Origin of the sequence: Chryseobacterium vaccae, assembly GCF_009602705.1 — a bacterium.
Lineage (GTDB): Bacteria > Bacteroidota > Bacteroidia > Flavobacteriales > Weeksellaceae > Chryseobacterium > Chryseobacterium vaccae.
The window spans coordinates 3842751-3866648 of the sequence record NZ_VSWH01000001.1; the positions used below are offsets into that span (position 1 = coordinate 3842751).

General features: G+C 38.1%; 27 protein-coding genes. 20 read left to right on the top strand and 7 right to left on the bottom strand.

Translation table 11 applies throughout. The features are described from left to right. Nucleotides 1–12 precede the first annotated feature (12 nt). The 6 genes from rpsJ to FW768_RS17500 all read left to right on the top strand — a co-directional run bounded on the left by rpsJ (nt 13) and on the right by FW768_RS17500 (nt 6445). On the top strand, nt 13–318 hold the full coding sequence (gene rpsJ, locus FW768_RS17475) for a 30S ribosomal protein S10 (RefSeq protein WP_002661363.1): 306 nt from the start codon (nt 13–15) through the stop codon (nt 316–318). Between the two features lie 135 nt (nt 319–453). Further along, nucleotides 454–1281 carry a GLPGLI family protein gene (locus tag FW768_RS17480; RefSeq protein WP_153397614.1) on the top strand — a complete coding sequence of 276 codons (828 nt, stop codon included), beginning with the start codon at nt 454–456 and terminating at the stop codon, nt 1279–1281. 141 nt (nt 1282–1422) lie between these two features. Next, nucleotides 1423–3642 (top strand): TonB-dependent siderophore receptor, encoded by a 2220-nt coding sequence (locus FW768_RS17485; RefSeq protein ID WP_153397616.1) that lies wholly within the window; start codon nt 1423–1425, stop codon nt 3640–3642. 17 nt (nt 3643–3659) lie between these two features. Continuing rightward, nucleotides 3660–4277: a hypothetical protein gene (locus FW768_RS17490; protein WP_153397618.1), complete on the top strand. Its 618-nt coding sequence runs from the start codon at nt 3660–3662 to the stop codon at nt 4275–4277. A 182-nt stretch (nt 4278–4459) separates the two neighbouring features. After that, on the top strand, nt 4460–5653 hold the full coding sequence (locus FW768_RS17495) for a PepSY-associated TM helix domain-containing protein (RefSeq protein ID WP_153397620.1): 1194 nt from the start codon (nt 4460–4462) through the stop codon (nt 5651–5653). 291 nt (nt 5654–5944) lie between these two features. Further along, on the top strand, nt 5945–6445 hold the full coding sequence (locus tag FW768_RS17500; RefSeq protein ID WP_153397622.1) for a low affinity iron permease family protein: 501 nt from the start codon (nt 5945–5947) through the stop codon (nt 6443–6445). Between the two features lie 92 nt (nt 6446–6537). Here FW768_RS17500 and FW768_RS17505 read toward each other — a convergent pair whose 3' ends face one another. From FW768_RS17505 to FW768_RS17535, 7 genes are all read right to left on the bottom strand, one after another. Next, a complete protein-coding gene (locus tag FW768_RS17505) occupies nt 6538–9261 on the bottom strand; it encodes a hypothetical protein (protein WP_153397624.1) in 2724 nt (907 codons plus the stop codon). 76 nt (nt 9262–9337) lie between these two features. Continuing rightward, nucleotides 9338–10309 (bottom strand): hypothetical protein, encoded by a 972-nt coding sequence (locus tag FW768_RS17510; protein ID WP_153397626.1) that lies wholly within the window; start codon nt 10307–10309, stop codon nt 9338–9340. Nucleotides 10310–10391: 82 nt separating this feature from the next. Beyond that, nucleotides 10392–11558, bottom strand: a complete 1167-nt coding sequence (locus FW768_RS17515; protein WP_153397628.1) for a T9SS type A sorting domain-containing protein — start codon at nt 11556–11558, stop codon at nt 10392–10394. A 207-nt stretch (nt 11559–11765) separates the two neighbouring features. Beyond that, nucleotides 11766–12566 carry a TorF family putative porin gene (locus FW768_RS17520; RefSeq protein WP_153397629.1) on the bottom strand — a complete coding sequence of 267 codons (801 nt, stop codon included), beginning with the start codon at nt 12564–12566 and terminating at the stop codon, nt 11766–11768. A gap of 18 nt (nt 12567–12584) precedes the next feature. Then, nucleotides 12585–13316 (bottom strand): MIP/aquaporin family protein, encoded by a 732-nt coding sequence (locus FW768_RS17525; protein ID WP_153397632.1) that lies wholly within the window; start codon nt 13314–13316, stop codon nt 12585–12587. 25 nt (nt 13317–13341) lie between these two features. Continuing rightward, the gene (gene glpK / locus FW768_RS17530; protein WP_153397634.1) at nt 13342–14838 is read right to left on the bottom strand and encodes a glycerol kinase GlpK; all 1497 of its coding nucleotides are present in this window, start codon (nt 14836–14838) and stop codon (nt 13342–13344) included. Nucleotides 14839–14848: 10 nt separating this feature from the next. Further along, nucleotides 14849–16447, bottom strand: a complete 1599-nt coding sequence (locus FW768_RS17535) for a glycerol-3-phosphate dehydrogenase/oxidase (RefSeq protein ID WP_153397636.1) — start codon at nt 16445–16447, stop codon at nt 14849–14851. Between the two features lie 116 nt (nt 16448–16563). Here FW768_RS17535 and FW768_RS17540 point away from each other — a divergent pair, with 116 nt between their 5' ends. The 14 genes from FW768_RS17540 to rplE all read left to right on the top strand — a co-directional run bounded on the left by FW768_RS17540 (nt 16564) and on the right by rplE (nt 23896). Beyond that, complete coding sequence (locus tag FW768_RS17540; RefSeq protein WP_153397638.1) at nt 16564–17328, top strand: DeoR/GlpR family DNA-binding transcription regulator; 765 nt, start codon at nt 16564–16566, stop codon at nt 17326–17328. A 471-nt stretch (nt 17329–17799) separates the two neighbouring features. Next, the gene (rplC, locus tag FW768_RS17545; RefSeq protein WP_034678007.1) at nt 17800–18426 is read left to right on the top strand and encodes a 50S ribosomal protein L3; all 627 of its coding nucleotides are present in this window, start codon (nt 17800–17802) and stop codon (nt 18424–18426) included. Then, the gene (gene rplD, locus FW768_RS17550; RefSeq protein ID WP_153397640.1) at nt 18417–19046 is read left to right on the top strand and encodes a 50S ribosomal protein L4; all 630 of its coding nucleotides are present in this window, start codon (nt 18417–18419) and stop codon (nt 19044–19046) included. Before rplC ends, rplD begins: the two co-directional genes overlap by 10 nt. A gap of 3 nt (nt 19047–19049) precedes the next feature. Beyond that, entirely contained in the window at nt 19050–19340 is a 291-nt protein-coding gene (rplW, locus tag FW768_RS17555; RefSeq protein ID WP_153397642.1) for a 50S ribosomal protein L23, read from the top strand. 22 nt (nt 19341–19362) lie between these two features. Further along, the gene (rplB, locus tag FW768_RS17560; RefSeq protein ID WP_062700831.1) at nt 19363–20184 is read left to right on the top strand and encodes a 50S ribosomal protein L2; all 822 of its coding nucleotides are present in this window, start codon (nt 19363–19365) and stop codon (nt 20182–20184) included. Between the two features lie 2 nt (nt 20185–20186). Beyond that, the gene (gene rpsS / locus FW768_RS17565) at nt 20187–20465 is read left to right on the top strand and encodes a 30S ribosomal protein S19 (protein ID WP_002983209.1); all 279 of its coding nucleotides are present in this window, start codon (nt 20187–20189) and stop codon (nt 20463–20465) included. Nucleotides 20466–20467: 2 nt separating this feature from the next. Then, nucleotides 20468–20866, top strand: a complete 399-nt coding sequence (gene rplV, locus FW768_RS17570; protein ID WP_002983214.1) for a 50S ribosomal protein L22 — start codon at nt 20468–20470, stop codon at nt 20864–20866. Between the two features lie 7 nt (nt 20867–20873). Continuing rightward, entirely contained in the window at nt 20874–21623 is a 750-nt protein-coding gene (rpsC, locus tag FW768_RS17575) for a 30S ribosomal protein S3 (RefSeq protein ID WP_153397644.1), read from the top strand. Nucleotides 21624–21721: 98 nt separating this feature from the next. Continuing rightward, complete coding sequence (gene rplP / locus FW768_RS17580) at nt 21722–22147, top strand: 50S ribosomal protein L16 (RefSeq protein WP_062700835.1); 426 nt, start codon at nt 21722–21724, stop codon at nt 22145–22147. Nucleotides 22148–22159: 12 nt separating this feature from the next. Continuing rightward, nucleotides 22160–22345 (top strand): 50S ribosomal protein L29, encoded by a 186-nt coding sequence (gene rpmC, locus FW768_RS17585; RefSeq protein WP_062700837.1) that lies wholly within the window; start codon nt 22160–22162, stop codon nt 22343–22345. A 12-nt stretch (nt 22346–22357) separates the two neighbouring features. Beyond that, entirely contained in the window at nt 22358–22612 is a 255-nt protein-coding gene (rpsQ, locus tag FW768_RS17590; RefSeq protein WP_042720938.1) for a 30S ribosomal protein S17, read from the top strand. Nucleotides 22613–22614: 2 nt separating this feature from the next. Then, nucleotides 22615–22983, top strand: coding sequence for a 50S ribosomal protein L14 (rplN, locus tag FW768_RS17595; protein WP_007839504.1), 369 nt, complete (start codon nt 22615–22617; stop codon nt 22981–22983). Nucleotides 22984–23004: 21 nt separating this feature from the next. Further along, nucleotides 23005–23331, top strand: a complete 327-nt coding sequence (gene rplX, locus FW768_RS17600) for a 50S ribosomal protein L24 (RefSeq protein WP_047427597.1) — start codon at nt 23005–23007, stop codon at nt 23329–23331. 13 nt (nt 23332–23344) lie between these two features. Further along, nucleotides 23345–23896 carry a 50S ribosomal protein L5 gene (rplE, locus tag FW768_RS17605; protein WP_062700841.1) on the top strand — a complete coding sequence of 184 codons (552 nt, stop codon included), beginning with the start codon at nt 23345–23347 and terminating at the stop codon, nt 23894–23896. Nucleotides 23897–23898 lie beyond the last annotated feature (2 nt).

The following is a 23898-nucleotide window of genomic DNA, read 5'->3' on the forward strand; positions in this document are numbered from 1 at the left end:
TAAATTAAAGAAATGTCACAAAGAATCAGAATAAAACTAAAATCTTACGATTACAACTTGGTAGACAAGTCTGCTGAGAAAATCGTAAAAACGGTAAAGGCTACTGGTGCTGTTGTAAACGGACCAATTCCATTGCCAACGAATAAGAGAATCTTCACAGTGTTGAGATCTCCGCACGTAAACAAGAAAGCAAGAGAGCAGTTCCAGTTATCAGCTCACAAGAGACTAATGGATATCTACTCTTCTTCTTCTAAGACTGTTGATGCTCTAATGAAATTAGAACTTCCTTCAGGTGTAGATGTAGAAATTAAAGTGTGATAACTGCATACTTTGCAATGATTATAGAATCCGTTCCTTTTTAGGAACGGATTTTTTGCTTCCAATTTTTAAAAAGATTCTTATATCTTTAGCGGGATTCATAAATTATCGATATTTTTGGCTCAAACTTTTACCGTGAAAAAACTCTTCTTCTTATTATTTCCTTTACTGTTTAGTGCACAGACACATCGCTTTGTTTACCTGTTTCAATATAAAAAAGATTCATTGGCACAAGATTTTACTAAAGCCAATATGATTCTGGACGTTAATCCTGATGATGTCAAATTTTATCCTTACTCTTACGCTCAAACAGATTCTCTGAATACTATCCGTGGCCAGAAAAGATCAAGATGGGATGATGATCTTCCTGCCATTATCAGGAAGAAGGATTCTTTTGAAAATACTTCATTGATTTTGCTGAATGATTTTTTTTCTTTAAAATCAACGGATAAAATGAACTGGAAGCTTTTAAGTGATACAAAAGTTGACGGACAGTATAATTTGCAGAAAGCAACCACAAATTTTGGAGGCAGACAATGGATCGCTTGGTTCTGCAAAGACATCAATTTAAGCGAAGGACCCTATAAGTTCCGTGGGCTTCCGGGGCTCATCTTTGAAATAGAAGACAGCAACAGGAATTATATTTTTAAACTGGCTAAAAGTATGAAGTTTCCCAAGACTTATGAAACCCCGTTCCTGGAGAGTTTTATTGGAAAGAAACCTCTTCTTGTGACGGAGAAGATCATTGCAAAAAAGCAGCTGGAACTCTACAATGATCCACTGCATGATGTTGCAGAAGCATTCAAATCAAATACCAATCCCGACAATACATTTTATGTTTTAGGAGTACAGATCAAAAGTTTGGACCAGTTAAAAGGAATGTCTGATGAAAGAAGAAAAATGATGCTCAAAGAAAACAATCCCATCGAAATTGATAAAGCCGTAAAATATCCTTTGAATTAAAGAAAATAGAAATACCCGATTACAACCCTCCTTTTCACAGGAGGGCTTTTTTATGCCGAAATATCTGAAAAGTGAGATATATCAGATTGAATTGTTTATTTAGAATTAATAAAAATAACTAAATTCGCCAAAAATTATCAGATGAATAAAGTAGTATCCTTTTCTCTGCTTGTACTGGGTGGGGTTTTTGTAAACGCACAGCAAGTGAATGATTCTATTAAAAAATCAAAAGAAATTGACGAGGTAGAATTGTTCGGTGAAAAAAAGAAACAGCCGGCAGGACTTGAAACGGTAACCAGGCTCCCTTTGAAAACCAGAGATCAGATCCAAAGTATTTCTGTTATTTCCCATAAGGCCATTGAAGAATTAGGAGCACTTACGGTAACTGATGTTGCCAAAAATGTACCGGGTGTTACCCTATTTTCAAGCTATGGTGGAGGAAACGAAAGTATGTCAATTAGAGGTTATAGAGGAGTTCCTGTTTTAAAAAATGGAGTTCAGATGGATTCTGACTTCCGTACTGCAGGAATGATTACCGATATGCAGGGAGTTGAGAATATTCAGGTTCTGAAAGGTTCGGCAGCAGTTACCCAGGGAATAGGTGACGGGCTGGGATCAGCAGGAGGGGTAATCAATGTAGTAACAAAGAAACCTAACTTTATCAATAGCGGTAATATCGGTTTTAGATATGGAAGCTGGGATTTTTACAGACCGACTGTAGATGTTCAGAGGGTTTTAGATTCTCAGGGAAGAGTTGCTGTAAGATTTAATGGTGCCTATCAGAATAATAACTCTTTCAGATCTCATGTAGAAGGTGAAAGAATTTACATTAACCCATCAGTCGCTTTCCGTCCGGATGATAAAACTCAAATTGTTGTTGAGCTGGATTATCTTCACGATAAACGTACACCGGACAGAGGAACCATCAATCTTGCGGACGCTAATGTGGAAGCTCTTTATAAGATGCCTAAAGGAGCATTCCTAGGATATACAACCGACTTTACAAAAGTTCAGTCATTTAACTTTTCTACAACAGCAGAAAGAAAACTTACTGACAAATTGAAGCTGAGAGCAGCTTTTATTTCAGCAGAAAGAGAGGTAAACAGTGAAGCTTCATCTATTGCCCATGCCAAAAATACTCCCTGGACAGAACGTTACAGAACAATTGGGAAAAGCAGAAGCATTGATGCTAATAAAGTATTTCAGGCAGATTTCATAGGACAGGATATTCAGACCGGATTTATTAAACATACATTCCAGGTTGGGGTAGATTGGAAAGAAAGTGAAGTAACGACCTACGCCTTTAATGCCTATAAAAACTCTATAACAGCAGCAAACATTATTAATGCTGGTAATCCGCTTGATTCTTTTGATGTAATGCAGGGGATTTCAAATACTTTACCTGTCAATGTATTGTATCAGCAGTCTAAAGATCCGGGAGTGGTGAAAACACCAACTTTTGGGGCTATGGCACAGAATGTAATGTCTTTTGGTAAATATTTTAAAGCGCATGCCGGTATCCGATATAGCATGGTAAACGGATCTGATAAAAGTACAAGTAACGCATGGAATCCATCATTTGGATTAATGTTCTTCCCTATGGAAAACCTTAATGTTTTTGGATCATATACTACCACTACATCATTGAGAACAGTTAACAATGTTCTTTTATCCGGAGGAACAGTAGGTCCTTCTACAACTAAACAGTGGGAAGCCGGAATTAAATCAGACTGGTTTAATGAACGTCTTAGATTCAATGTTACCCTATTTGATATTAAGACAGATCATCTTTCATTTACAATTCTTGATGAAAACTATAACCCTGTTGTAATCGACAAACAGACCATGTATGGTCTGGCAGGAAACCTTAGAAGAAAAGGAGTTGAAGTAGAGCTTATCGGTAGAATTTTACCAAACCTTCAGGTAATGTCCGGATGGGCTTATCTGGATGCTCAATATGAAGACAGCCCGGCTTACGTTAATGGGTCTGCACCAATGAATGCACCTAAGCATACTGCGAACGGTTGGTTAAATTATAAATTCAATACAGGAGCTTTAACGGGGCTTGATGTAGGAGCAGGAATTTACTATGTAGGTAAAAGACCGGTTGATGAATGGACGCAAAAAACCTTTACTGCAGGCCATGCAAATAGTGTAAAGCCAGGGGAAAAACCTTTTGATATGCCGGAATATACTACGGTAGATGCTCAGGTGGGTTATACCCTTAAAAATGGTATTGGTATGAGGGTATTCTTCAATAATATCTTTGATGCAGTAGGATATAGCTCTTACTTCAGAGGAGGATATATCGATCAGATTCAGCCTAGAAACTTTGCCGTTCAGGTCAACTATAAATTCTAATCAAAAAATCATCTATTATGAAAAATATGAAAACTTTATTATTCGCATTTGTTATCGGAGCAGCAGTTATTTCTTGTTCCGGCGACAAAAAGAAAGGAATTGATTACAACCAGTTCAAAACAGAAGTGAAACTTACGGCTGAACAGGAAAAGAGTTTTGACGAGATTACTAAAAAATATCAGGACCTTCAGGAGCAGAATTATCAGGCTGCCAAAGCTCAGGGTGGAAATATGGACAGAGTGGCTTTAAGCATCAAGAACGAAGAGCTCAGAGCACAGCAGTCTCTTGAAATGGCTAAAGTTTTAGAGGCTCCACAAATGGAGAAATTCAACAAATTTGTTGATGAAAATTCAAGGAAAAGGCCAAGATATGACAATGCTCTTTTAGAAAGAATTAAAACTGAAGCTCAGCTTTCAGAAGAAGAATTCAAAGTGGTGAATGCCGCTAATGATGCCTTTGAAAAAGCATTCAATGATGCTCATGATGTATACCACGGAAACAATGACCTGGCTAAAGAATACTGGGAAAAGTTTGATGCCCAGAGAAAAGCTGCCATTGAGAAAGCGTTAACGCCGGAACATTACGCGAAATTCCAGGAAATCGTAAAAGATGTTCAGTTCAAAGGAAGAAAGTAATTTCTGAGACTTAAAGCTGGAAGAGGTAAGCCGAAAGTAATATGAAATTAAGGGATCTGATGCCTAAACTTCATCATCTATCTTCATTTCCACCTCTCTCAAATCAAAAACATTCATTTCAAATTTTAATAAAAAACATTAAGACGGCATCCCTGTCTTAATGTTTTTGCTGTTAAACCATTATGAAACCATTATTTAAAAGTCTTTACCGGAAAAAGAGAAAGAATGAATCATTCACAAAATACCTGATGTGGCTCATCCATCTATGGCTAGGACTTTTGTCAAGCATCATTGTTTTTATAATGTGTCTTACCGGATGTTTATATGCCTTCAAAAATCAGATCACCGATCTTTACAATAAAGATAAAGTGTATATAACAGCTGGTACGGAAGCTAGAAGCCCGGATCATATTCAGACCGAATTATCAAAAAACGGTAAAGAACTTACTTCCCTGCTCATCCCTGAAAGTAAAAGCAGAAGTTATGTAGTTTCCTATCGGGAAAATCAGCTTGATAAAAGTGCTTATTACAATCAGTATACCGGTACAATTCTCGGGCAGGCAGATACAGGGGCCAATCATTTTTTTGAAGTGGTACTTGATATTCACCGGAACCTGATGATGGGAAATGCCGGACGCCAGATCGTAGGGGCCTCCGTCTTGATGTTCTGCGTACTGCTGATCTCCGGGCTGATTCTCTGGCTTCCCAAAAAACTGAAATTTTTAAAACAGGGGCTGACGGTAAAATTCAAAGCTAAATTTCAGCGTGTCAATTATGATCTACATAACACTCTTGGATTTTATACCTTTTTAATGCTGTTTTTCATAGCGGTTACCGGATTGTATGTAACCTATCCCTGGGTGAAAAACGGACTCATTGTAAGTCTTGGAGGATCTTCAATAGACAATATTGCAAAAGAAAAAGATAATGGTGATGATCCTTTCGGAGGACTTCTGGAAGATATGCTTCAGAAGCAGGATGAAAAGAAAAATCTCAAAGATGCTTCGTCTGCTTCTATTGATAAAATCCTGAAAATGGCAGATCAGCATCTTCCATACACCGCAGTTACCAGTATTGAACTCCCAAATAAAGACAATCCAAGATATGTAGTGATCAAAACCAATACGCAGAACTTTTTAGGGATGATGCTTCCGGATGAAGTTACTTTTGATAAAACCGGAGTTTTAAAAACAAAAGAATTATTTTCCGACAGACCTTTAAATAAACAGTTCACTGCTCTGGCTAAACCGCTCCATACCGGTGAAATTATGGGACTTCCGAGTATTATTCTATATTTCATCATATCGCTTATCGGATGTTCATTTCCCATTACCGGATTCCTGATCTGGTGGCATAGGTTTAAGAAAACGAAATAACAAGGAAGGAGGAAAGAAAGGAAGATGGAGGCTGGAAGAGGGAAGTTTAAGCAGTGTGTAATATGAAATTTCAGCTTTGATGATGAATAGTTGAGTGAGATAAATATAAATTCAGATCATAAGTTTTCTGATATTTTTATTGAATAGAAGAACTATTGTAATAGACTTAACCGTTTACACTTCCATCCTCCCTCTTCCAGCTTCCATCCCTAAAAACAACTCCCATCTTAAAATCATTCCATTGCCGGTTCATACTAATTTTATACATTTATATATAAAAGAATCTACAGTATGAGCGATAAAAATCATAGTTTTTTTGAAAAATTTTCAGACTGGGCCACCAAATTTACAGGAAGCTCTTATGCTTTTATCGGAGCAGTGTTGGTCGTATTGTCATGGGCCGTTTCAGGCCCCGTTTTTGATTATTCCGAAACTTGGCAGCTTGTCATCAATACCGGAACTACGATCATTACCTTTTTAATGGTTTTCCTGATTCAGAAAGCTCAGAATAAAGACTCAAAAGCGATCCAGATTAAGCTGAATGAGCTCATCGCTGCTCATGGAAAAGCGAGTAACAGAATTGTAGATATTGAAGATCTGACGGAAAAAGAACTAGACCAGCTTCATTGCTTTTATGAAAACCTGGCCCAGCTTGCCAAAAAAGATGCTGATATTCATACCTCACATTCTATAGATGCAGCCCAGATAAATCAAAATATCAAACATGCAGCCTTTAAAATGAAACATGAAGAATGGCTTCAGAAACAGCAACAAAAAAAGGAATCAAATTGATTCCTTTTTTATTTGTCAATGAGAAAAGAGGTTATCGAAGCCCTGCTTCTGTCTTTCAGACTTCAAGAAACTTCCGGCTTCCCCTTTCTCCCCTATCTTTTCATAAAGTAACTGAAATAACTGCAGCTTCCCATCAGGTCTCTGGAAGCCTGTGTGTCGGCATATTGGGCTTTCAGCTGAGCGAAATAGGTTCTGTATTTCTGGTTTTTCAGATTGTCCAGTTCAGTCTGATGAGCCTGTTCTTTTTCAGACCATTTAGGATCGGAATAATCAATATTAGCTTGATTTTTCTCCCCGTACTGGTAATATTTCCCCTGTTCTGCACTCGCCATCTGGAAAAGAATTCTGGCTTTCTGCTCTTTGTCCGTTGAAAGCTTAAGGGCCTTTTGATAATAGCCGATAGCCAGATCAAAATTATCAGGTTCAATATAAGAGGTATCCGTAAAGTTCTTATAATAATATTGATATGGGTTCTTTCTGCTTGTGCTCCAGAAATCATATTTTCCTCCGTTGCTGTTGTCAATATCCATCACAAACAGTTGGCGGTAATATCCCAGAATAGAAGTATTGTAAAGTAAATTTCCGATCAGCTGATCTGCTTTTGCTGCCTTTTCGCCTGTTCCTGCTCCTATCTTTTTCAATTGAATAAGTGCATCTGCCAGTTCCACTTTATTCATGGTACTTTTGATGAAAGGGAAATCCGAATAATTTTCAGCCTTCATACTTTCAGTATCTGGACTACCAAAACTTTCCCACACATTATGTCCGAAAACAAGATCTGAAATATTTTTAAAGCCGTTGTATTCACCCGGAGCATACTGTTTCTGGGTGATCTTCTGACCGTCTTTTTCTGTCCATTCATAGTTTTCTCTTGGGATCCCTGTAAAGCTTTGCGCTTTTTCATAATAGGATTTAGCCTTTTCAAAGTCAGCCAGTTTCATGGCTCTGTCACCATAAATCGTATTGAAGAAAGCATCAATATTTCCTACACTATCCATGTTTTTGGCGATGATCTGCTGTTCAAACTGGGTTTTATTCGACTTTCTGTAAAAGTCTTCAACGCTTTTTACCAGACTTGAGTTTGGGTTGTACTGAAGATCAGAAAGCTTATTGTTCATTAAATATGACTTTCCGTCCTCTCCCTGAAGGAAATACCTGTTGGCAAGAACATCTTTAAGGAATGATGCGGTGGAAGGTGCTTCGCCGTAATAATCATAATCGGTATTGGCGGTATCCTTTTTCACTTCTTTTTCCACAAAATACTCTGCGTAATCTTTCATCAGATGATCTTCGTAAGCGGCATCAATTTTAGGCTGGGCAACAATATCGTTAAGAACTTTCATTCTCTTGATCTGCTCCAGGTATTCAGGATTGGTTGTCTTAATGTCATTCAGGATTTCCGTACTCTCTTTATAATCTTTCTTTAAAAACTTAAGATAGGCATCTGCAATCTGCCAATACTCATCTTTAGACTTTTCTTTGGTTTTTGAAGTGAATTTTTCCAGCTCATCCAAATAGTTTTTGGCGGCGTCATCATATCCGTAACCTGTTGTATAAAAAGGAATTCTGTTGGGGTTGTTCAGTAATTCATCATCGCTTTGGTCTGCTTTTGCATTTCCTGTTTTATCAGATTTGGAACCGCCGAATAAATTTTTAAAGAACCGTACAATTTTCTGCCAGAAAGAAAGTTTCACTTCCTTCACTTCAGGGGCTGTTGTTCCTGTATTAGCCTCTTTTGAATTGGTATTGCCATCGGTTTTTCCTCTGGAAACAGCAGGGCTCGTTGAGGCATCTGAAGAGTAATAATAAGTTGGAAGATAACTTCTTTCCAGCTCATTGATGCTTCTTACAGCCATGACCTTCAGAATCTCAGAGTCAGGGTTGATCTCATACATCTTTTCCATAATAGGAATCGGATTGTTGAAATCTTCATAGCCTAAAAGGAAATAAGCCATATTCTTTTCTTCATTCGTATTCGCTCTTTTCATGATATTACTGAAAGAAGCGGTATCCGAAAGCTTCATCGAAACAAAAGAAGATTCCTTACGGTCTTTCGTGTTCATAAAAACCTGAAAGAAATTCCAGTTGGCATCACTGTTCATTTCAAGGCCTCTTTGGGCTCCGGCCAGCTGATCAAGAGCCATAAAATAGACTGCACCTTTCAGTTTGATCGGTTCTACATAGGTTTTGAAAGCCTGCACTGCTGCATCATAATTTCTTGTATAATGGTTGAAACGGACCAGCTGATAACCGTAACGCTGTTTGATCTCAGGATTTTTTACCGAATTATATAAAGATGTTAAAGCTGCAATGGTTTTAGGGTAGTCGAGAGAAGTAGCGTTCTCTTTATTATCGCTTCCGCCGTAATAGAATGAATTCTCACTTTCAACATAATTGATGCTCATATAAGGTTCCAGATATTTGGCCTCAATCAGGTAGTCAATCCCTTCACGGTACTTCTGGTAAAACCCTGTCCCCAATTTCTGCAGGAGAGGGTTGGCTGGGTTTCCGTTTTTTAAAGCATTCAGATCGTTCATGCTGATCTTATATACCAGGTTTTGCGTTTCAGCATAGTTCAGCTGATTATTGAAGAACTTTTTCCAGGTGTTCAGATTGTCATCAGGAATCAGAGCGGCATTGTATCCGGTATAAAACCGGCTGGAATAATTATGCAGAAACGGAAGATAGGATTTGTCCTTAATAATACTTTGGGTAAAAAGATTAAAGTAATCATAATCCGGATCCGACCATGCGCAGGCTTCCGATTTCGTATAGAAAAGAGACAGTACTGCCAGTGAAAGAATATACTTTTTCATATAAATTCAGGTGTTTTTAGTGTTGTCATGAATAATTTTTTTGTTTTCAGAAAATATCTGTAACAGTTGGAGAGGATTAAAAATTCCTACCCGCTACAAATTTACCATCTAATTGATAATAAATGATAGTAAAATCAGGTATTTTTTTCTCCAGAAAATGGATAGCCTCTTGAAGTTGTTCCTCGGAAATTTCCTCAATCTTTATTTTGAAGCCTTTGTTTAAATAGTTTCTGAAATAAAATCCGTCTTTCATAATCTCAACTTCATTATCTGATATTTTTTTGAAATGGGGATTTTCCAGATCCTTTTGAGACAGGGCGTTAATCAGGCGGTGCTTACCAAGATGGTTGGTAACGATTCCCCAGGAATAAACAGGAAGTGCCACCTCGATTTTTTTTATAGGATAATCTTCAAGCTTTGAAAGATAATTTTTTAGAGTAACCACATCCAGAATGGAGTTCTTATCTGAATTTTCCAACGGTGAAGAGGTAGAGTAGCACATCAGGTAAACTTTATCTACGGGAGGTATTCCGGTGTTCTTTTTGTCCTTTACCTGATGAAGCCGGAGGGTGCAGGTGATTTCCTTTCCGGAGATTCTTTTCAGTTCCTTTAAAAATTTAAAATAATCATCCCGTGTTCCGGCAGTCCAGTCGCAGTCAATCTGGATTTCATTATTGATTTTGAGCTGATACTCGCCGGCTTTCTTTTTAATCATTTGATGTATACTTTCCGCAAGAAATGTAATCTCTTCTGCGGAAATATGCAGCATTGATTGATTGGTAATGAAAACTACAGGAACGATTTTTTTGTCGGTTTGGAAACTGTTGTCTTTTGTAATGACGGCCACCGGCTGAAATTTTCCTCCAACTTTATCAACATCAAAAAAACGGGTATAGAGAAAAGGTGATTGAGCTTTATCTAATGTCTTTTTTTCTTCCTGATCCAGCTTCAGATGGGTTTTCCAGTAATAAAATGTGTAAGGATGAGGCTGCTTTTTACTGCATGAGAATAAGATGAATAATAAAAAGAAGATGAAGATTTTTTTCATATCCTAAAAGTAAGAAAATATAATAAAAAAAGATGCTGTCTCACTATGGAGACAGCATCTTAGTCTATCAACGTTCAAAGAATTAATCCTGAATAAGCATTTTTTTCGTATCAATAGTTTTACCGTCAACAGATAGCTTGTATAAATACATTCCTGATTTTAAATTGTTTACTGCAATGTTCCCTTCACCAGTTTCTCTTATGGGAAGAGATTTTATCAATTGTCCGGATACTGAATAAATTTCTATAGTATTGTTTTTACTGCCATTGGGAATATAATATTTAATGTTGGTTTCTCCTTTTGTAGGATTAGGCACATTCTGATACAGTCTGGCGCTGTTACCCGATGAAATATCTTTTATTCCGGATTGTTTTAGTAGTAGGCTTTTTAATTCATCAACCTGCAGCTTGAGATCATCAATCTGGTTTTGCAGTTCAGTTACGGTTGGGCCATTAGCCTGCTTTGCTAAAGCGGTAGAAGCTACCATAACATTTCCGTCAGCATCTACTACCAAAGCATTACCGGATCCGTTGGGAAGATCCTGTAGCCGAACAGTTCCTACCGTATGAAAATTAGCCGTTGGAGCCGTTGTACGGACGCCGACCTGCTGATCTTTAATCAGCATTGTTGAGTTTTTAGAAAGCCCAAACATAATTGAAAATGGAATCGAGTTGGTTAGTTTCGTGGAAGCATGTGTTCCTGATCCGATAACAAAAGAACGGTTTCCTGTTGCAATAAGATCCACTCCGAATCCCCCGGAATATTCAGAGGTTAGATCCACCCCAACTCCAACGGCAAACTGATTGGAAGCCCGGACCGTATTGTTCCATCCCAGGGCTATTGATTTTGATGCATCATTTAATACGGTATTGCTCTGTCCTGCGACAAGATTTGCACCTCCGGCTGTTTGTAAGCTGTTTCCCCAGCCGCCTACTAGAGAGCTGTTGGCATTGGGGCCAAGCATGTTTTGCGATCCGGTAATAATACTACCCTTAGCTTTTACTCCGTTAGAGTAGTTTACTGCGTCTACAACAAAAGATCCGGGGCTCGTCAAAAAAGCTTGCCCTGGATTAGAAAGGGCACCGCCGGTTCTTAAATAGAAATAGCTATGGTCAGTTGTTCCTGCATAATTCGTACTGGTGATGCCTGAATTTCCTGTGATCTCCCATTGTTGAGCATTCATTACTCCGGCGGATAATATCATTGCCCCGGCAATAATATTTTTAATGTTTAATAGATTTCTTTTCATGATAATAAGTATTTTATGGTTAATGTTTTACTAATTTATTTAAATACTGAATCAGATACAGCTTATAGCTAATAAGTGCGCATGTTGTCCTAACAACTGCTTCAAAAAATTCAATAAATGCGTTTTACCTTTAATATTCTTTAAATAATAAAAGACCACTTCGGAGTGAAATGGTCTTTATATAATTAATTCCGTTTTCTTTTGAGATTAAAAAACAGTTGCTGCCAGTTGAATTCTTGCGAATTTGTTAGACGGATTCCACATCGCCATCATAGAAACCGGAAGACTGTAATGATCGGTAATCTTAATGGTTTTGCCTGCTTTTACGCCTACGTTGACAATGTCAAAGCTGTTCTTGCCGTTTCCATATAGAAAATGTTTGTCATTTAGGGCAAATCCTCCTCCAACAAAAGCATCCAGATTGACCTTCCCGCCGGAAATTACCGGGTAGCTGACCTGAACATAGGTGGAGTATTTGTTTCTGTCATAGCTTCCGTCATCTTTCAGAACAACTTCTCCGGCATTAGCCCCTCCGTAAAGCATAAGGTCTGCTTCTACATTTAAAGGAAAAGAAGGTCCGAAAGTATAATTGGTTCTCAGATCAATGATGTGAGCGGTTCTTCTTCGGGAGTAACTGAAAATATCATCTGCTGCAACAGCAGTGTTGATATTCCTTGAGTTGTAGAGATCCCAAAGTCCGATATAAAAGCGTCCGTCTGAATATTGAACGTAATAATTAATTTCTTTATAATGGGTATTGTCTTTGTCATCAGCCAATGCGGAAGCTCCCCATATTCCGACCTTCCATTTCTTTTCAGCATCTAAAGCATAGGAAAGGTTTCCCATAACAACGGGTTTATCTGTAATGATCAGCCCTCGCCATAAATGGTTATTCTGAATGTTTACAGTGAAATCTAACCGGCTTTCTTTCTTGTTTTCCGTGTCTTCCTGGGCAAAAAGATTCCCTGTGCCTAGTAAAGCCAGGCCTATATAAAAGAGTTTTTTCATTGTGTAAACGATCTGTGGTTATCTTAACGCTCCATACAATAAAGCGGCTAGAATTGCTCCGATGATTGGCCCTGCAATAGGAATCCAGGCATAGCTCCAATCACTGCTTCCTTTTACCGGAAGAATGGCGTGCATGATTCTTGGTCCAAGGTCTCTTGCCGGATTGATGGCGTATCCGGTTGTTCCTCCCAAAGACAGTCCAATTGCCCAGACTAATAAAGTTACAGGGAGTGCTCCCATACTTCCTAATCCTATTTTTGCGGTAGGATCATTATTTAAAGTAACGCTTGGATCTGCGAAATGGAAAATAACAAAGACCAAAACAAAAGTTCCGATAATTTCACTGATTATGTTTGAAACAGGCTTCCTGATGGCGGGAGCTGTACTGAAACAGGCCAATTTTGCATCTTCATCTTCTGTAATGGCAAAATGATCTTTATTAAACAGCCAAACCAGAAAAGCTCCCAGCATTGCGCCGATCATTTCTCCGGCAATATAGGAGGGAACCAGATCCCATGAGAATTTTCCTGCAAAAGCTAAACCTAAAGTTACAGCTGGGTTCAGATGTGCTCCGCTGACTGGTCCGGCAACTGTTACACCAACAAAAACGGCTAAAGCCCAAGCAGTGGTAATTACGATCCATCCGGAATTGTTTCCTTTGGTATCTTTCAAAACAACGTTGGCTACTACGCCGTTTCCTAAAAGTATCATCAGCATGGTCCCGATGATTTCTGCTACAAATGGAGTCATAGTTTTAATTTTGTTTTCAATGGGATTAATCTTCAATCCAGTTTTGTGCTCGCGATACAGCTTTGCTCCAGGTATGGATCATTTTATCTGCCTTTTCCTTTTCAAGTTGCGGATGGAAATCTTTATCCACAATCCATTGGGCCTGAATTTCATCAATATCTTTCCAGTATCCTACGGCAAGACCAGCCAGATAAGCAGCGCCAAGGGCAGTCGTTTCCAGTGTTTTGGGTCTGGTAATTTTAAATCCGAAAAGATCAGACTGGATTTGCATCAGAAGATCACTTGCTGAAGCTCCGCCATCTACTCTCAGTTCAAGGCTGGCTCTTCCGGAATCTGCTTCCATAGATTTTACAATATCATATACCTGAAATGCTATTCCTTCAAGGGTAGCTCTGGCAATATGCCCGTCAGTGGTTCCGCGGGTAATGCCTACAATAGTTCCTCTTGCGTATTGATCCCAATAAGGAGCCCCCAATCCTGTAAGAGCCGGAACGAAATAAACGCCTCCGTTATTTTCAACACTTGCGGCCAAGCCATTCACTTCGTTTGAAGAGTGAATAAGTTTAAGACCGTCTCTCAGCCATTGAATAGCTGCTCCGCCTACAAATACACTTCCTTCAAGAGCGTAGTTAACTTCATTATTGATTTTCCAGGCAACAGTGGTCAGCAGATTATTTTTAGAGGATACCGCTTCTTTTCCGGTATTCATCAATAAGAAGCATCCTGTTCCATAAGTGTTCTTAACCATCCCGGGAGTGATGCACATCTGTCCGAATAAAGCGGCCTGCTGGTCTCCTGCAATTCCTGCAATCGGAATTTTGGTGGAGAATAGAGTGGTTGCTGTCTCTCCGTAAATTTCACTGCTCTGCTTTACTTCGGGAAGAATAGATTTTGGAATGTCAAATAATTCCAAAAGTTCTTCATCCCATTCCAGGGTGTGAATATTCAGAAGCATGGTTCTGCTGGCATTAGATACATCAGTGATGAACATTTTCCCACGGGTAAGCTTCCATACCAGCCAGGTGTCAACTGTTCCGAAGCATAATTGGCCTGCTGTGGCTTTTTCTCTTGCACCTTCTACATTGTCCAGAATCCATTTTAATTTGGTAGCTGAAAAATAAGCATCCAGTACAAGGCCGGTTTTCTCTTTGATGATTTCGGCGTGTCCCTGTTCTTTCAGTTCATCGCAATATTTGGAGGTTCTCCTGTCCTGCCATACAATGGCGTTATAAACAGGCTCACCGGTTTCCTTATCCCATACTACAGTAGTTTCTCTCTGATTGGTAATTCCTATGGCGGCAACTTCCAGTCCGGAAATTCCGGCTTTGGCAATGATTTCCGCGGCTACAGAAATTTGAGAAGACCAGATTTCATTGGGGTCATGTTCCACCCAGCCCGGGGTGGGAAATATTTGTTCAAAATTTTTCTGGGATATATATTCTATAGCTCCACTGTGATTGAATAGAATTGCTCTGGAAGAGGTTGTTCCCTGATCTAAAGCGAGAATCAGTTTTTCTTTCATACCGGATTGTTTAGTTTTTGTTGAATGTTTGAGGAGAATAAGGGGTTAGCAGATATCCTTTTGCTAAATCAATAAATTCTTCTGTGTGCTGCTGAATCCATTCTTCAGAATATCCTTTTTCTTCGGCGATGAGCTGTGCAATGGATTGTGCGCTGTCTATGGCTGCTCTTGCATCTAAAAACAGAAGACGTACTCTTCTGGCGAGAATATCTTCAATGGTTTCTGCCATTTCATGTCTTATGGCCCATACCGCTTCCGCGATAGTGAAGGCATGATCCGGATGGATCTTCTGTGCAAACCTGGGATTGCTGTTTTGTAATGCTTTTATAGCAGGAATATCAGATCCATATACATACAGATGGCTGCTGCGGTCAACCAGTTCAGCTTGGATGTTGCCATGAATAGACATATGTTCTGTCTGCGAAGGCCCTGCTTTCAACTGTAAAATTTCTACAGATTTATCAACAGTATCTTCGGCCATTTTCCGGTAGGTGGTCCATTTTCCTCCAATGATGGAAACTAATCCTGTGTCCGAGGCAATAACCTTGTGACTTCTGGAGACTTCTTTTGTGCTTTTGCCTCCTTCTTTTGGTGCTGCAAGGGGTCTTAGTCCTGCAAATACAGATTTTACATCTTCGCGGGTTGGCTTCTTTGACAGGTATTGTCTTGCGGTTTCTAAAACGAAATTAATTTCTGATTCCAGGGCGTGAGGCTCAAAGCTTGGATTTTTCAGTAAGGTGTCTGTTGTTCCTACAAGAGCACGGTCATGCCACGGAACAACAAAAAGAACTCTTCCGTCTGATGTTTTGGGGATCATAATGGCATCATCACTTTTCAGGAATGATTTATCCAGAACAAGATGGATTCCCTGGCTTGGTACAACGTATTTTCCATGTTTTGGATTATTCATATTCAGAATCTCATTCGTGAATACCCCTGTTGCGTTGATCACTGCCTTTGCACGAAGTTCATATTTTTTCTGAGAAAACTGGTCTTCAGCCATAACACCGGATATTTTTCCGAAATCATTCTTCAGAAGGCCGGTTACTTTCATATAGTTAACAGCGCTTCCTCCTTTTTCTATGATGGTTTGTGTCAGGTTAATGGCAAGTCTCGCATCATCAAACTGTCCATCCTGATAAACTACTCCGCTGGCCAGACCATGCTGCTCAATGGTTGGAAGTTTTTCAATCGTTTTCGATTTGTTGATGTATTTTGTTTTTCCTAAGCTTAGTTTTCCGGCGAGAAAATCATAAATGGAAAGCCCTATTTTATAATAGATGCCTCCCCACCATGTATAGTTGGGAATAATGAAGGACTGATTTTTTACGACATGGGCTGCATTTTGGGCCAAAAGTCCTCTTTCTTTTAATGCCTCTTTTACCAATCCTATATCCCCCTGTGCCAGATATCTTACACCTCCGTGTACCAGTTTGGTACTGCGGCTTGAGGTTGCTTTTGCAAAATCGTGGGATTCAAGAAGGAGGGTTTTAAATCCTCTGCTTGCTGCATCCAGTGCTGAGCCTAGACCACTGGCTCCACCTCCGATGACAATGAAATCCCATTCCTGAACACTGGCTAGTTTACTGATTTCTTCATTTCGTTTCATAAATGTTTCGTTTATGTTTCGTTTTCAAATTTATAAATTAAAAACGAAACCAAAACAAAATAAATGAAATTTTAACACTTTCGAAAAAAAATGGTATTTTTGATGAAACAATAAGAATGGAAAAGTTAATACCAAGGCATGATGAAATACTAAAAGAGCTGGATGAGAAAGGCCATGTGCTGGTACAGGATCTGTGCGAAAAGTTCAATGTTTCTTCAGTTACGGTCCGAAAGGATCTGAACTATCTCGAAAGTTTAGGGCTGCTTTTCCGTAATCATGGAGGTGCCAGCAAACATGTAAGGTATGCTTATGAAAGAAATGTGAATGAAAAGGAGAACATTAATGTAGAAGCCAAACAGGGAATTGTAAAAGCTGCCGTAGAACTTATTCAGGAAAATGACTGTATTATATTGGCTTCAGGAACTACCATGCATTATCTTGCCCGGATGCTTGGGAATTTCGGAAGACTTACCGTTCTTACTTCTTCGCTCAGGGTAGCGCTTGAACTGTGTAATAATCCTGAAATTAATATTATCCAGCTGGGTGGGGAAGTTCGGAAAAGCTCCACTTCAATTGTGGGTTCAATTTCTGAAGGAATCTTAAAACAGTTTTCCTGCAATAAACTTTTTCTCGGAGTGGACGGAATTGATCTTGATTTCGGAATCAGTACTTCGAATGCTGCAGAAGCTCATCTGAATCAGGTGATGATAGATTGTGCAGACCAGGTAATTATTCTTGCAGATTCCACAAAGCTGAACAAAAAAGGTTTTGGTAAAATAGCCTCTCTGGATAAAGTAGATTATTTAATCACAGACGATGGTATTTCTGCGGAGCATAAGGCCGGGCTGGAAGAAGTAGGCGTTACTGTAATCATAAAATAACCTCAGTTCGGAATAAGAGAGTATCTGGTTAATGAAGATTTGAAGCTGTGAGATGGAAGAGGGGAGTTATAAAGGTTATTAAGGATAACTGTTTATCTGCTTTACTCTTTTTATGATATTAAAATTTTATAGTGGCTATCAATACCTATAACAAAAAGTAACTTCCTGCCTCTTTCTTCCAGCTTCCAGCCAACTTCCTTGGCTCAAGCTCAGGTTAGAATAGTCTTCTTTCTGATTTCTTTTTTAAAATTCCAAATAATCCGGGCGGAAATTTCACCTGAGTTTTTTCAAAATCATCTAATTGATTAAAAATCAAAATATTTTGCTGTAAATATTTGTCAGTTATAAAATTATTCATAAATTTGCACACTCATTTTAGGAGCGTAGTATGCCTATATCAGAATTAGAAATTACTTCAGACTTCCGAAAAATGGGGATAAATAAAGGATAAATTTTATTATAATATAAACAATGTCAGGTATTATTGGTAAAAAAATCGGTATGACATCTTTGTTTAACGAAGAAGGGAAAAACATTCCTTGTACAGTTATTCAAGCTGGTCCATGCTCGGTTTTACAGGTCAGAACCATAGAAAAGGACGGCTACAAGTCAGTTCAATTGGGTTTCGATGACAAGAGTGAGAAGAACGTAGGTAAAGCGTTAGCTGGTCATTTCAAAAAGGCTGGTTCTGCTCCTAAAGCTAAATTAGTAGAATTCTACAGAGAATTCGTTGATGAAGTGAAAGTAGGAGAAGAAGTAAAAGTTGATTTATTCTCTGAAGGAGAATATGTTGACGTAACAGGAACTTCAAAAGGTAAAGGTTTCCAAGGTGTTGTTAAAAGACACGGATTTGGAGGTGTAATGCAAGCTACTCATGGTCAGCACAACAGACTTAGAGCTCCAGGTTCTATCGGTGCTGGATCGGATCCTTCGAGAGTATTCAAAGGAATGAGAATGGCGGGTAGAATGGGAGGTAAGCAGGTAACTGTACAAAACCTTCAAGTATTAAAAGTGGATCAAGAACAAAATCTTTTAGTAGTAAAAGGTGCTGTTCCGGGAGCTAAAAATTCTTATGTAATTATCAGAAAATGGAACTAGTAGTATTAAATACATCAGGAAAAGAGACCGGAAGAAAAGTAACTCTAGACGAATCAGTATTCGGAATTGAGCCAAATCAGCACGCGGTTTACTTAGAAGTTAAACAGTACCTTGCTGCACAAAGACAAGGGACTCATAAAGCAAAAGAAAGAAGCGAAATTACTGCTTCTACTAAAAAGCTTAAGAAGCAAAAAGGATCAGGATCTGCTAGATATGGTGATATTAAATCTCCAGTATTCAGAGGTGGAGGTAGAGTATTTGGACCAAAACCAAGAGACTATAGATTCAAATTGAACAAAGCTCTTAAGAGATTAGCGAAAAAATCTGTTCTATCTCAGAAAATGAGAGACAACAGCATCAGAGTTCTGGAAGATATGAGCTTGAACGCTCCTAAAACTAAAGATTTCATCAACGTATTAAATGCTTTGGCATTGAACGATAAGAAAGCTTTATTTATCCTTCCTGAAGCTAACAAGAATGTATATTTGTCTTCAAGAAACTTACCTAAAGCTAAAGTAATGAACTTCAACGAAGTAAGTTCTTATGACTTAGTAAACGCAGGTGAAGTTGTATTCTTCGAAGGTGCAGTTGAAAAATTCCAGGAAAATTTAAAGAAATAAATCATGTCAGTTATTATTAAACCAGTTATTTCAGAAAAGGCTAATTACCTTACAGATTTAAGAGGTTCTTATTCTTTCTTAGTTAGCCCTAAGGCGAATAAAATCGAGATCAAAAAGGCTGTTGAAGCAGCTTACGGTGTAAAAGTAGCAGACGTTAACACAATGATTTATGCTCCGAAGGTTTCTTCAAAGTACACTAAAAAAGGTCTTCAAGTAGGAAAGACAAACAAATTGAAAAAAGCGGTAATCAAACTTGCTGAAGGTGAGGTTATCGATATTTTTGCTGTAAATTAATTATTAATTATAAATAATAGTAATGTCTGTTAGAAAATTAAAACCTATCACCCCGGGACAGAGATTCAGAGTTGTAAACAATTTTGAGGAAATTACTACCAATAAGCCAGAGAAATCTCTTACAGTTGGTATTAAAAAGTCAGGTGGACGTAACCAAACAGGTAAAATGACCATGCGTTACACCGGAGGTGGACACAAAAAGAAATACAGAATTATTGACTTCAAGAGAAATAAATTTGATGTTGAAGGAACGGTAAAAACTGTAGAATACGATCCAAACAGAACTGCTTTCATCGCTCTAGTTGAATACGCAGACGGAGAGAAGAGATATATCATCGCTCCAAACGGTATCAAAGTTGACCAGAAAGTTATTGCTGGTGAAAACGTTGAACCAAACGTAGGTAACGCAATGAAATTGAAAAACATTCCATTGGGTACTGTAATTTCTTGTATCGAAATGAAGCCTGGACAAGGTGCTATTTTAGCAAGAAGTGCTGGTTCTTCAGCTCAATTAACTTCAAGAGACGGTAAATATGCAATCATTAAATTGCCTTCAGGAGAATCAAGAATGATCCTTACTGAGTGTATCGCAATGATTGGTTCAGTTTCCAACTCAGACCACCAGTTAACTGTATCTGGTAAAGCAGGTAGAAGCAGATGGTTAGGTAGAAGACCAAGAACAAGAGCGGTTGTAATGAACCCAGTAGATCACCCGATGGGTGGTGGTGAAGGACGTTCTTCAGGAGGTCACCCAAGATCTAGAAACGGTAAGCCAGCTAAAGGTTACAAAACTAGAAAGAAAAACAAAGTGTCTAACCGTTACATCGTATCTAAAAGAAAATAATTATGGCAAGATCACTTAAAAAAGGACCATTCATTCATCATACTTTAGATAAGAAGGTTCAGGCAAATATAGAGTCTGGTAAGAAGACAGTTATCAAAACTTGGTCTAGAGCATCGATGATCTCTCCGGACTTCGTAGGACAAACTATTGCTGTACACAACGGGAAATCTTTTATCCCTGTATATGTTACAGAAAATATGGTTGGTCACAAGTTAGGCGAATTTTCTCCAACAAGATCTTTCAGAGGTCATGGTGGTAACAAAAACAAAGGAAGCAGATAATCATGGGATCAAGAAAACAAGATAGTTCAATCGCAAGAAAAGAAGCTAACAAAGACGTTGTAAAAGCTTCACTAAATAATTGCCCGTCTTCTCCAAGAAAAATGAGATTAGTTGCTGATATCATTAGAGGAGAGCAGGTAGACAAAGCACTTTATATCCTAAAATATTCTAAGAAGGATGCTTCTAACAAGTTAGAAAAATTACTTCTTTCTGCTATGGCAAACTGGCAGGTGAAAAACGAAGGTGCGGATATTGAAGAAGCAAACCTTATCGTTAAAGAAATCTTCGTGGATAGTGCAAGACAATTGAAGAGACTAAGACCAGCTCCACAAGGTAGAGGGTATAGAATCAGAAAAAGATCTAACCACGTTACATTAATCTTAGGTAATAAAGAAAATTAATCAAGGTATGGGACAGAAGACAAATCCAATTGGTAATAGATTAGGTATCATCAGAGGATGGGATTCTAACTGGTTTGGTGGAAACGATTATGGAGACAGAATCGCGGAAGACTACAAAATCAGAAGATACCTTGAGGCTAGATTATCTAAAGGTGGTATTTCAAAAATCTATATTGAAAGAACACTAAAATTAGTAACAGTTACAATTACTACTGCTAGACCGGGACTTATCATCGGTAAAGGAGGTCAGGAAGTTGATAAATTGAAAGAAGAATTGAAGAAACTTACAGGTAAGGATATTCAAATCAACATCTTCGAAATCAAAAGACCTGAACTAGATGCAGTATTAGTTGCTGATAGTATTTCTAAGCAGATTGAAAACAGAATCTCTTACAGAAGAGCTGTTAAAATGGCTATGGCAAGTACTATGAGAATGGGTGCTGAAGGTATCAAAGTTCAGATCTCTGGTAGATTGAACGGTGCTGAAATGGCAAGAAGCGAATCTTTCAAAGAAGGAAGAATTCCATTGTCTACTTTCAGAGCTGATATTGATTATCACTGGGCTGAAGCTCACACTACTTACGGTAGACTAGGAGTAAAAGTTTGGATCATGAAAGGAGAAGTTTATGGTAAAAGAGAACTTTCTCCACTAGTGGGACAACAGAAAAAAGGAGGTCCTGCAGGAGGAGGAAACAGAGGTGGAGACAGAGATAACAGAAGACCTAGAAAAAACAACAACAATAACAATAATAATTAAAATTTTAGATTAGAAATTTTGAATTTTAAATTACCGTTACTTTTTTAAAATTAAAAAAAATCTAAAATCTAAAATCTAAAATCTAAAATTTAGAAATTATGTTACAACCAAAAAGAACCAAATTCCGTAGAGTTCACAAGATGAAGATGAAGGGGAATGCCCAGAGAGGTAGTCAACTTGCTTACGGAACTTTTGGAATCAAAGCTATTGAAGGAGCTTGGATCACTGCAAGACAGATTGAAGCTGCGCGTATCGCTGCGACAAGATATATGAAGAGAGAAGGTCAGTTATGGATCAAAATTTTCCCGGATAAGCCTATTACTAAGAAACCAGCGGAAGTACGTATGGGTAAAGGTAAAGGTGCCGTTGAATATTGGGTAGCTGTAGTAAAACCAGGTAAAATTATGTTCGAAGTAGGAGGTGTTCCTTACGAAGTTGCGAAAGAAGCTCTTAGACTTGCTGCACAGAAATTACCGGTAGTTACTAAATTCGTAGTTGCTAACGATTTTGTTAAACCTCTATAATCTTTGAATACAATGAAACAAGCTGATATTAAAAATTTAAGCGCAGGGGATATTCAAGCGAAACTTGCTGAACTGAAAGCACAATATTCAAAACTGAAATTGGCTCACAAGATCAGCCCAATTGAAAATCCTATTCAAATCAAAGATTTGAGAAGAACAATCGCAAGACTAAACACTGAGTTAACTAACAAACAATAATTTCATTTTACAATGGATAGAAATTTAAGAAAAGAAAGAATCGGAGTGGTTTCCAGCAATAAAATGGAAAAAACCATTGTTGTTAGTGAAACTACAAGAGTAAAGCACCCGATGTACGGTAAATTCGTTTTGAAAACGAAAAAATATACTGCACACGACGAGAACAACGAATGCACAGAAGGTGATACAGTTCTTATCCAGGAAACTAGACCTTTGAGCAAGAACAAAAGATGGAGATTAGTAAGAATCATTGAAAAAGCTAAGTAATAATGTTACAAACAGAATCAAGATTAAAAGTTGCTGATAATACAGGTGCAAAAGAAGTACTAGTTATCAGAGTTCTGGGAGGAACCAGAAGAAGATATGCTTCAGTTGGTGATAAAATCGTTGTTACTATCAAGGATTCTACACCATCAGGAAACGCTAAAAAAGGTCAGGTATCTAAAGCTGTAGTAGTAAGAACTAAAAAAGCGGTTAGAAGAAAAGATGGTTCATACATCAAATTCGAAGACAATGCTTGTGTATTGCTAAACGCAGCAGGAGAAATGAGAGGAACACGTGTTTTCGGACCGGTTGCTCGTGAGTTGAGAGACAAAGAATATATGAAAATCATTTCATTAGCTCCTGAAGTACTTTAATTTTTAAAATTTTTAAACAAAATGTCAAAGTTAAAAATAAAAAGAGGAGATAACGTAATCATTACTACTGGTAAGAAAGATATCAAAGGTAAGACTGGTGAAGTTATTGAAGTGATCAAAAAAGAAGGAAGAGATCCAAGAGTAATCGTTGCAGGTCTTAACATCGTTAAAAAACACGTTAAGCCTTCAGCTTCTAACCCTCAAGGTGGAATTACTGAAAAAGAAGCTTCTATTCATATCTCAAACGTAGCTTTAGTTGGTAAAGACGGAAAAGCTATCAAAATCGGTTACAAAATCGAAGGAGATAAGAAAGTAAGAATCAACAAAAAAACGGGTGAAACTTTATAATTTAAATTAACACATGGAATTTATAGCAAGACCCAAAAAAATATATCAAGAGAAAATTGTTCCTGCAATGATGGAAGAATTTGGGTACAAGTCAATCATGCAAGTACCTAAATTAGAGAAAATCGTTATTTCACAAGGTTTAGGTGATGCTACTGCAGATAAAAAAATCATTGATTATGCTGTAGAAGAATTAACGATGATTACTGGCCAGAAAGCAGTAGGAACTATCTCTAAGAAAGACGAAGCTGCTTTCAAGTTGAGAAAAGGTATGCCTGTAGGAGCTAAAGTAACATTAAGAGCTCAGAGAATGTATGAGTTCTTAGACAGACTTACTTCTTCTGCTTTGCCACGTATCAGAGATTTCTCTGGTATTAAAGCAGATGGTTTCGATGGTAGAGGTAATTACAACTTAGGTATTACTGAGCAAATTATCTTCCCAGAAATCGCAATCGACAAAGTGAAAAAAATCCAGGGGATGGACATCACTTTCGTTACTACTGCGAAAACTGATAAAGAAGCTAAAGCATTATTAACTCACTTCGGTTTACCATTTAAAAAGAACTAAGA

Coding starts and splice junctions, on each gene's coding strand:
- rpsJ (WP_002661363.1), top strand. CDS start 13: ATGTCACAAAGAATCAGAATAAAACTAAAATCTTACGATTACAACTTG.
- FW768_RS17485 (WP_153397616.1), top strand. CDS start 1,423: ATGAATAAAGTAGTATCCTTTTCTCTGCTTGTACTGGGTGGGGTTTTT.
- FW768_RS17490 (WP_153397618.1), top strand. CDS start 3,660: ATGAAAAATATGAAAACTTTATTATTCGCATTTGTTATCGGAGCAGCA.
- FW768_RS17495 (WP_153397620.1), top strand. CDS start 4,460: ATGAAACCATTATTTAAAAGTCTTTACCGGAAAAAGAGAAAGAATGAA.
- FW768_RS17500 (WP_153397622.1), top strand. CDS start 5,945: ATGAGCGATAAAAATCATAGTTTTTTTGAAAAATTTTCAGACTGGGCC.
- FW768_RS17505 (WP_153397624.1), bottom strand. CDS start 9,261: ATGAAAAAGTATATTCTTTCACTGGCAGTACTGTCTCTTTTCTATACG.
- FW768_RS17510 (WP_153397626.1), bottom strand. CDS start 10,309: ATGAAAAAAATCTTCATCTTCTTTTTATTATTCATCTTATTCTCATGC.
- FW768_RS17515 (WP_153397628.1), bottom strand. CDS start 11,558: ATGAAAAGAAATCTATTAAACATTAAAAATATTATTGCCGGGGCAATG.
- FW768_RS17520 (WP_153397629.1), bottom strand. CDS start 12,566: ATGAAAAAACTCTTTTATATAGGCCTGGCTTTACTAGGCACAGGGAAT.
- FW768_RS17525 (WP_153397632.1), bottom strand. CDS start 13,316: ATGACTCCATTTGTAGCAGAAATCATCGGGACCATGCTGATGATACTT.
- glpK (WP_153397634.1), bottom strand. CDS start 14,838: ATGAAAGAAAAACTGATTCTCGCTTTAGATCAGGGAACAACCTCTTCC.
- FW768_RS17535 (WP_153397636.1), bottom strand. CDS start 16,447: ATGAAACGAAATGAAGAAATCAGTAAACTAGCCAGTGTTCAGGAATGG.
- FW768_RS17540 (WP_153397638.1), top strand. CDS start 16,564: ATGGAAAAGTTAATACCAAGGCATGATGAAATACTAAAAGAGCTGGAT.
- rplC (WP_034678007.1), top strand. CDS start 17,800: ATGTCAGGTATTATTGGTAAAAAAATCGGTATGACATCTTTGTTTAAC.
- rplD (WP_153397640.1), top strand. CDS start 18,417: ATGGAACTAGTAGTATTAAATACATCAGGAAAAGAGACCGGAAGAAAA.
- rplW (WP_153397642.1), top strand. CDS start 19,050: ATGTCAGTTATTATTAAACCAGTTATTTCAGAAAAGGCTAATTACCTT.
- rplB (WP_062700831.1), top strand. CDS start 19,363: ATGTCTGTTAGAAAATTAAAACCTATCACCCCGGGACAGAGATTCAGA.
- rpsS (WP_002983209.1), top strand. CDS start 20,187: ATGGCAAGATCACTTAAAAAAGGACCATTCATTCATCATACTTTAGAT.
- rplV (WP_002983214.1), top strand. CDS start 20,468: ATGGGATCAAGAAAACAAGATAGTTCAATCGCAAGAAAAGAAGCTAAC.
- rpsC (WP_153397644.1), top strand. CDS start 20,874: ATGGGACAGAAGACAAATCCAATTGGTAATAGATTAGGTATCATCAGA.
- rplP (WP_062700835.1), top strand. CDS start 21,722: ATGTTACAACCAAAAAGAACCAAATTCCGTAGAGTTCACAAGATGAAG.
- rpmC (WP_062700837.1), top strand. CDS start 22,160: ATGAAACAAGCTGATATTAAAAATTTAAGCGCAGGGGATATTCAAGCG.
- rpsQ (WP_042720938.1), top strand. CDS start 22,358: ATGGATAGAAATTTAAGAAAAGAAAGAATCGGAGTGGTTTCCAGCAAT.
- rplN (WP_007839504.1), top strand. CDS start 22,615: ATGTTACAAACAGAATCAAGATTAAAAGTTGCTGATAATACAGGTGCA.
- rplX (WP_047427597.1), top strand. CDS start 23,005: ATGTCAAAGTTAAAAATAAAAAGAGGAGATAACGTAATCATTACTACT.
- rplE (WP_062700841.1), top strand. CDS start 23,345: ATGGAATTTATAGCAAGACCCAAAAAAATATATCAAGAGAAAATTGTT.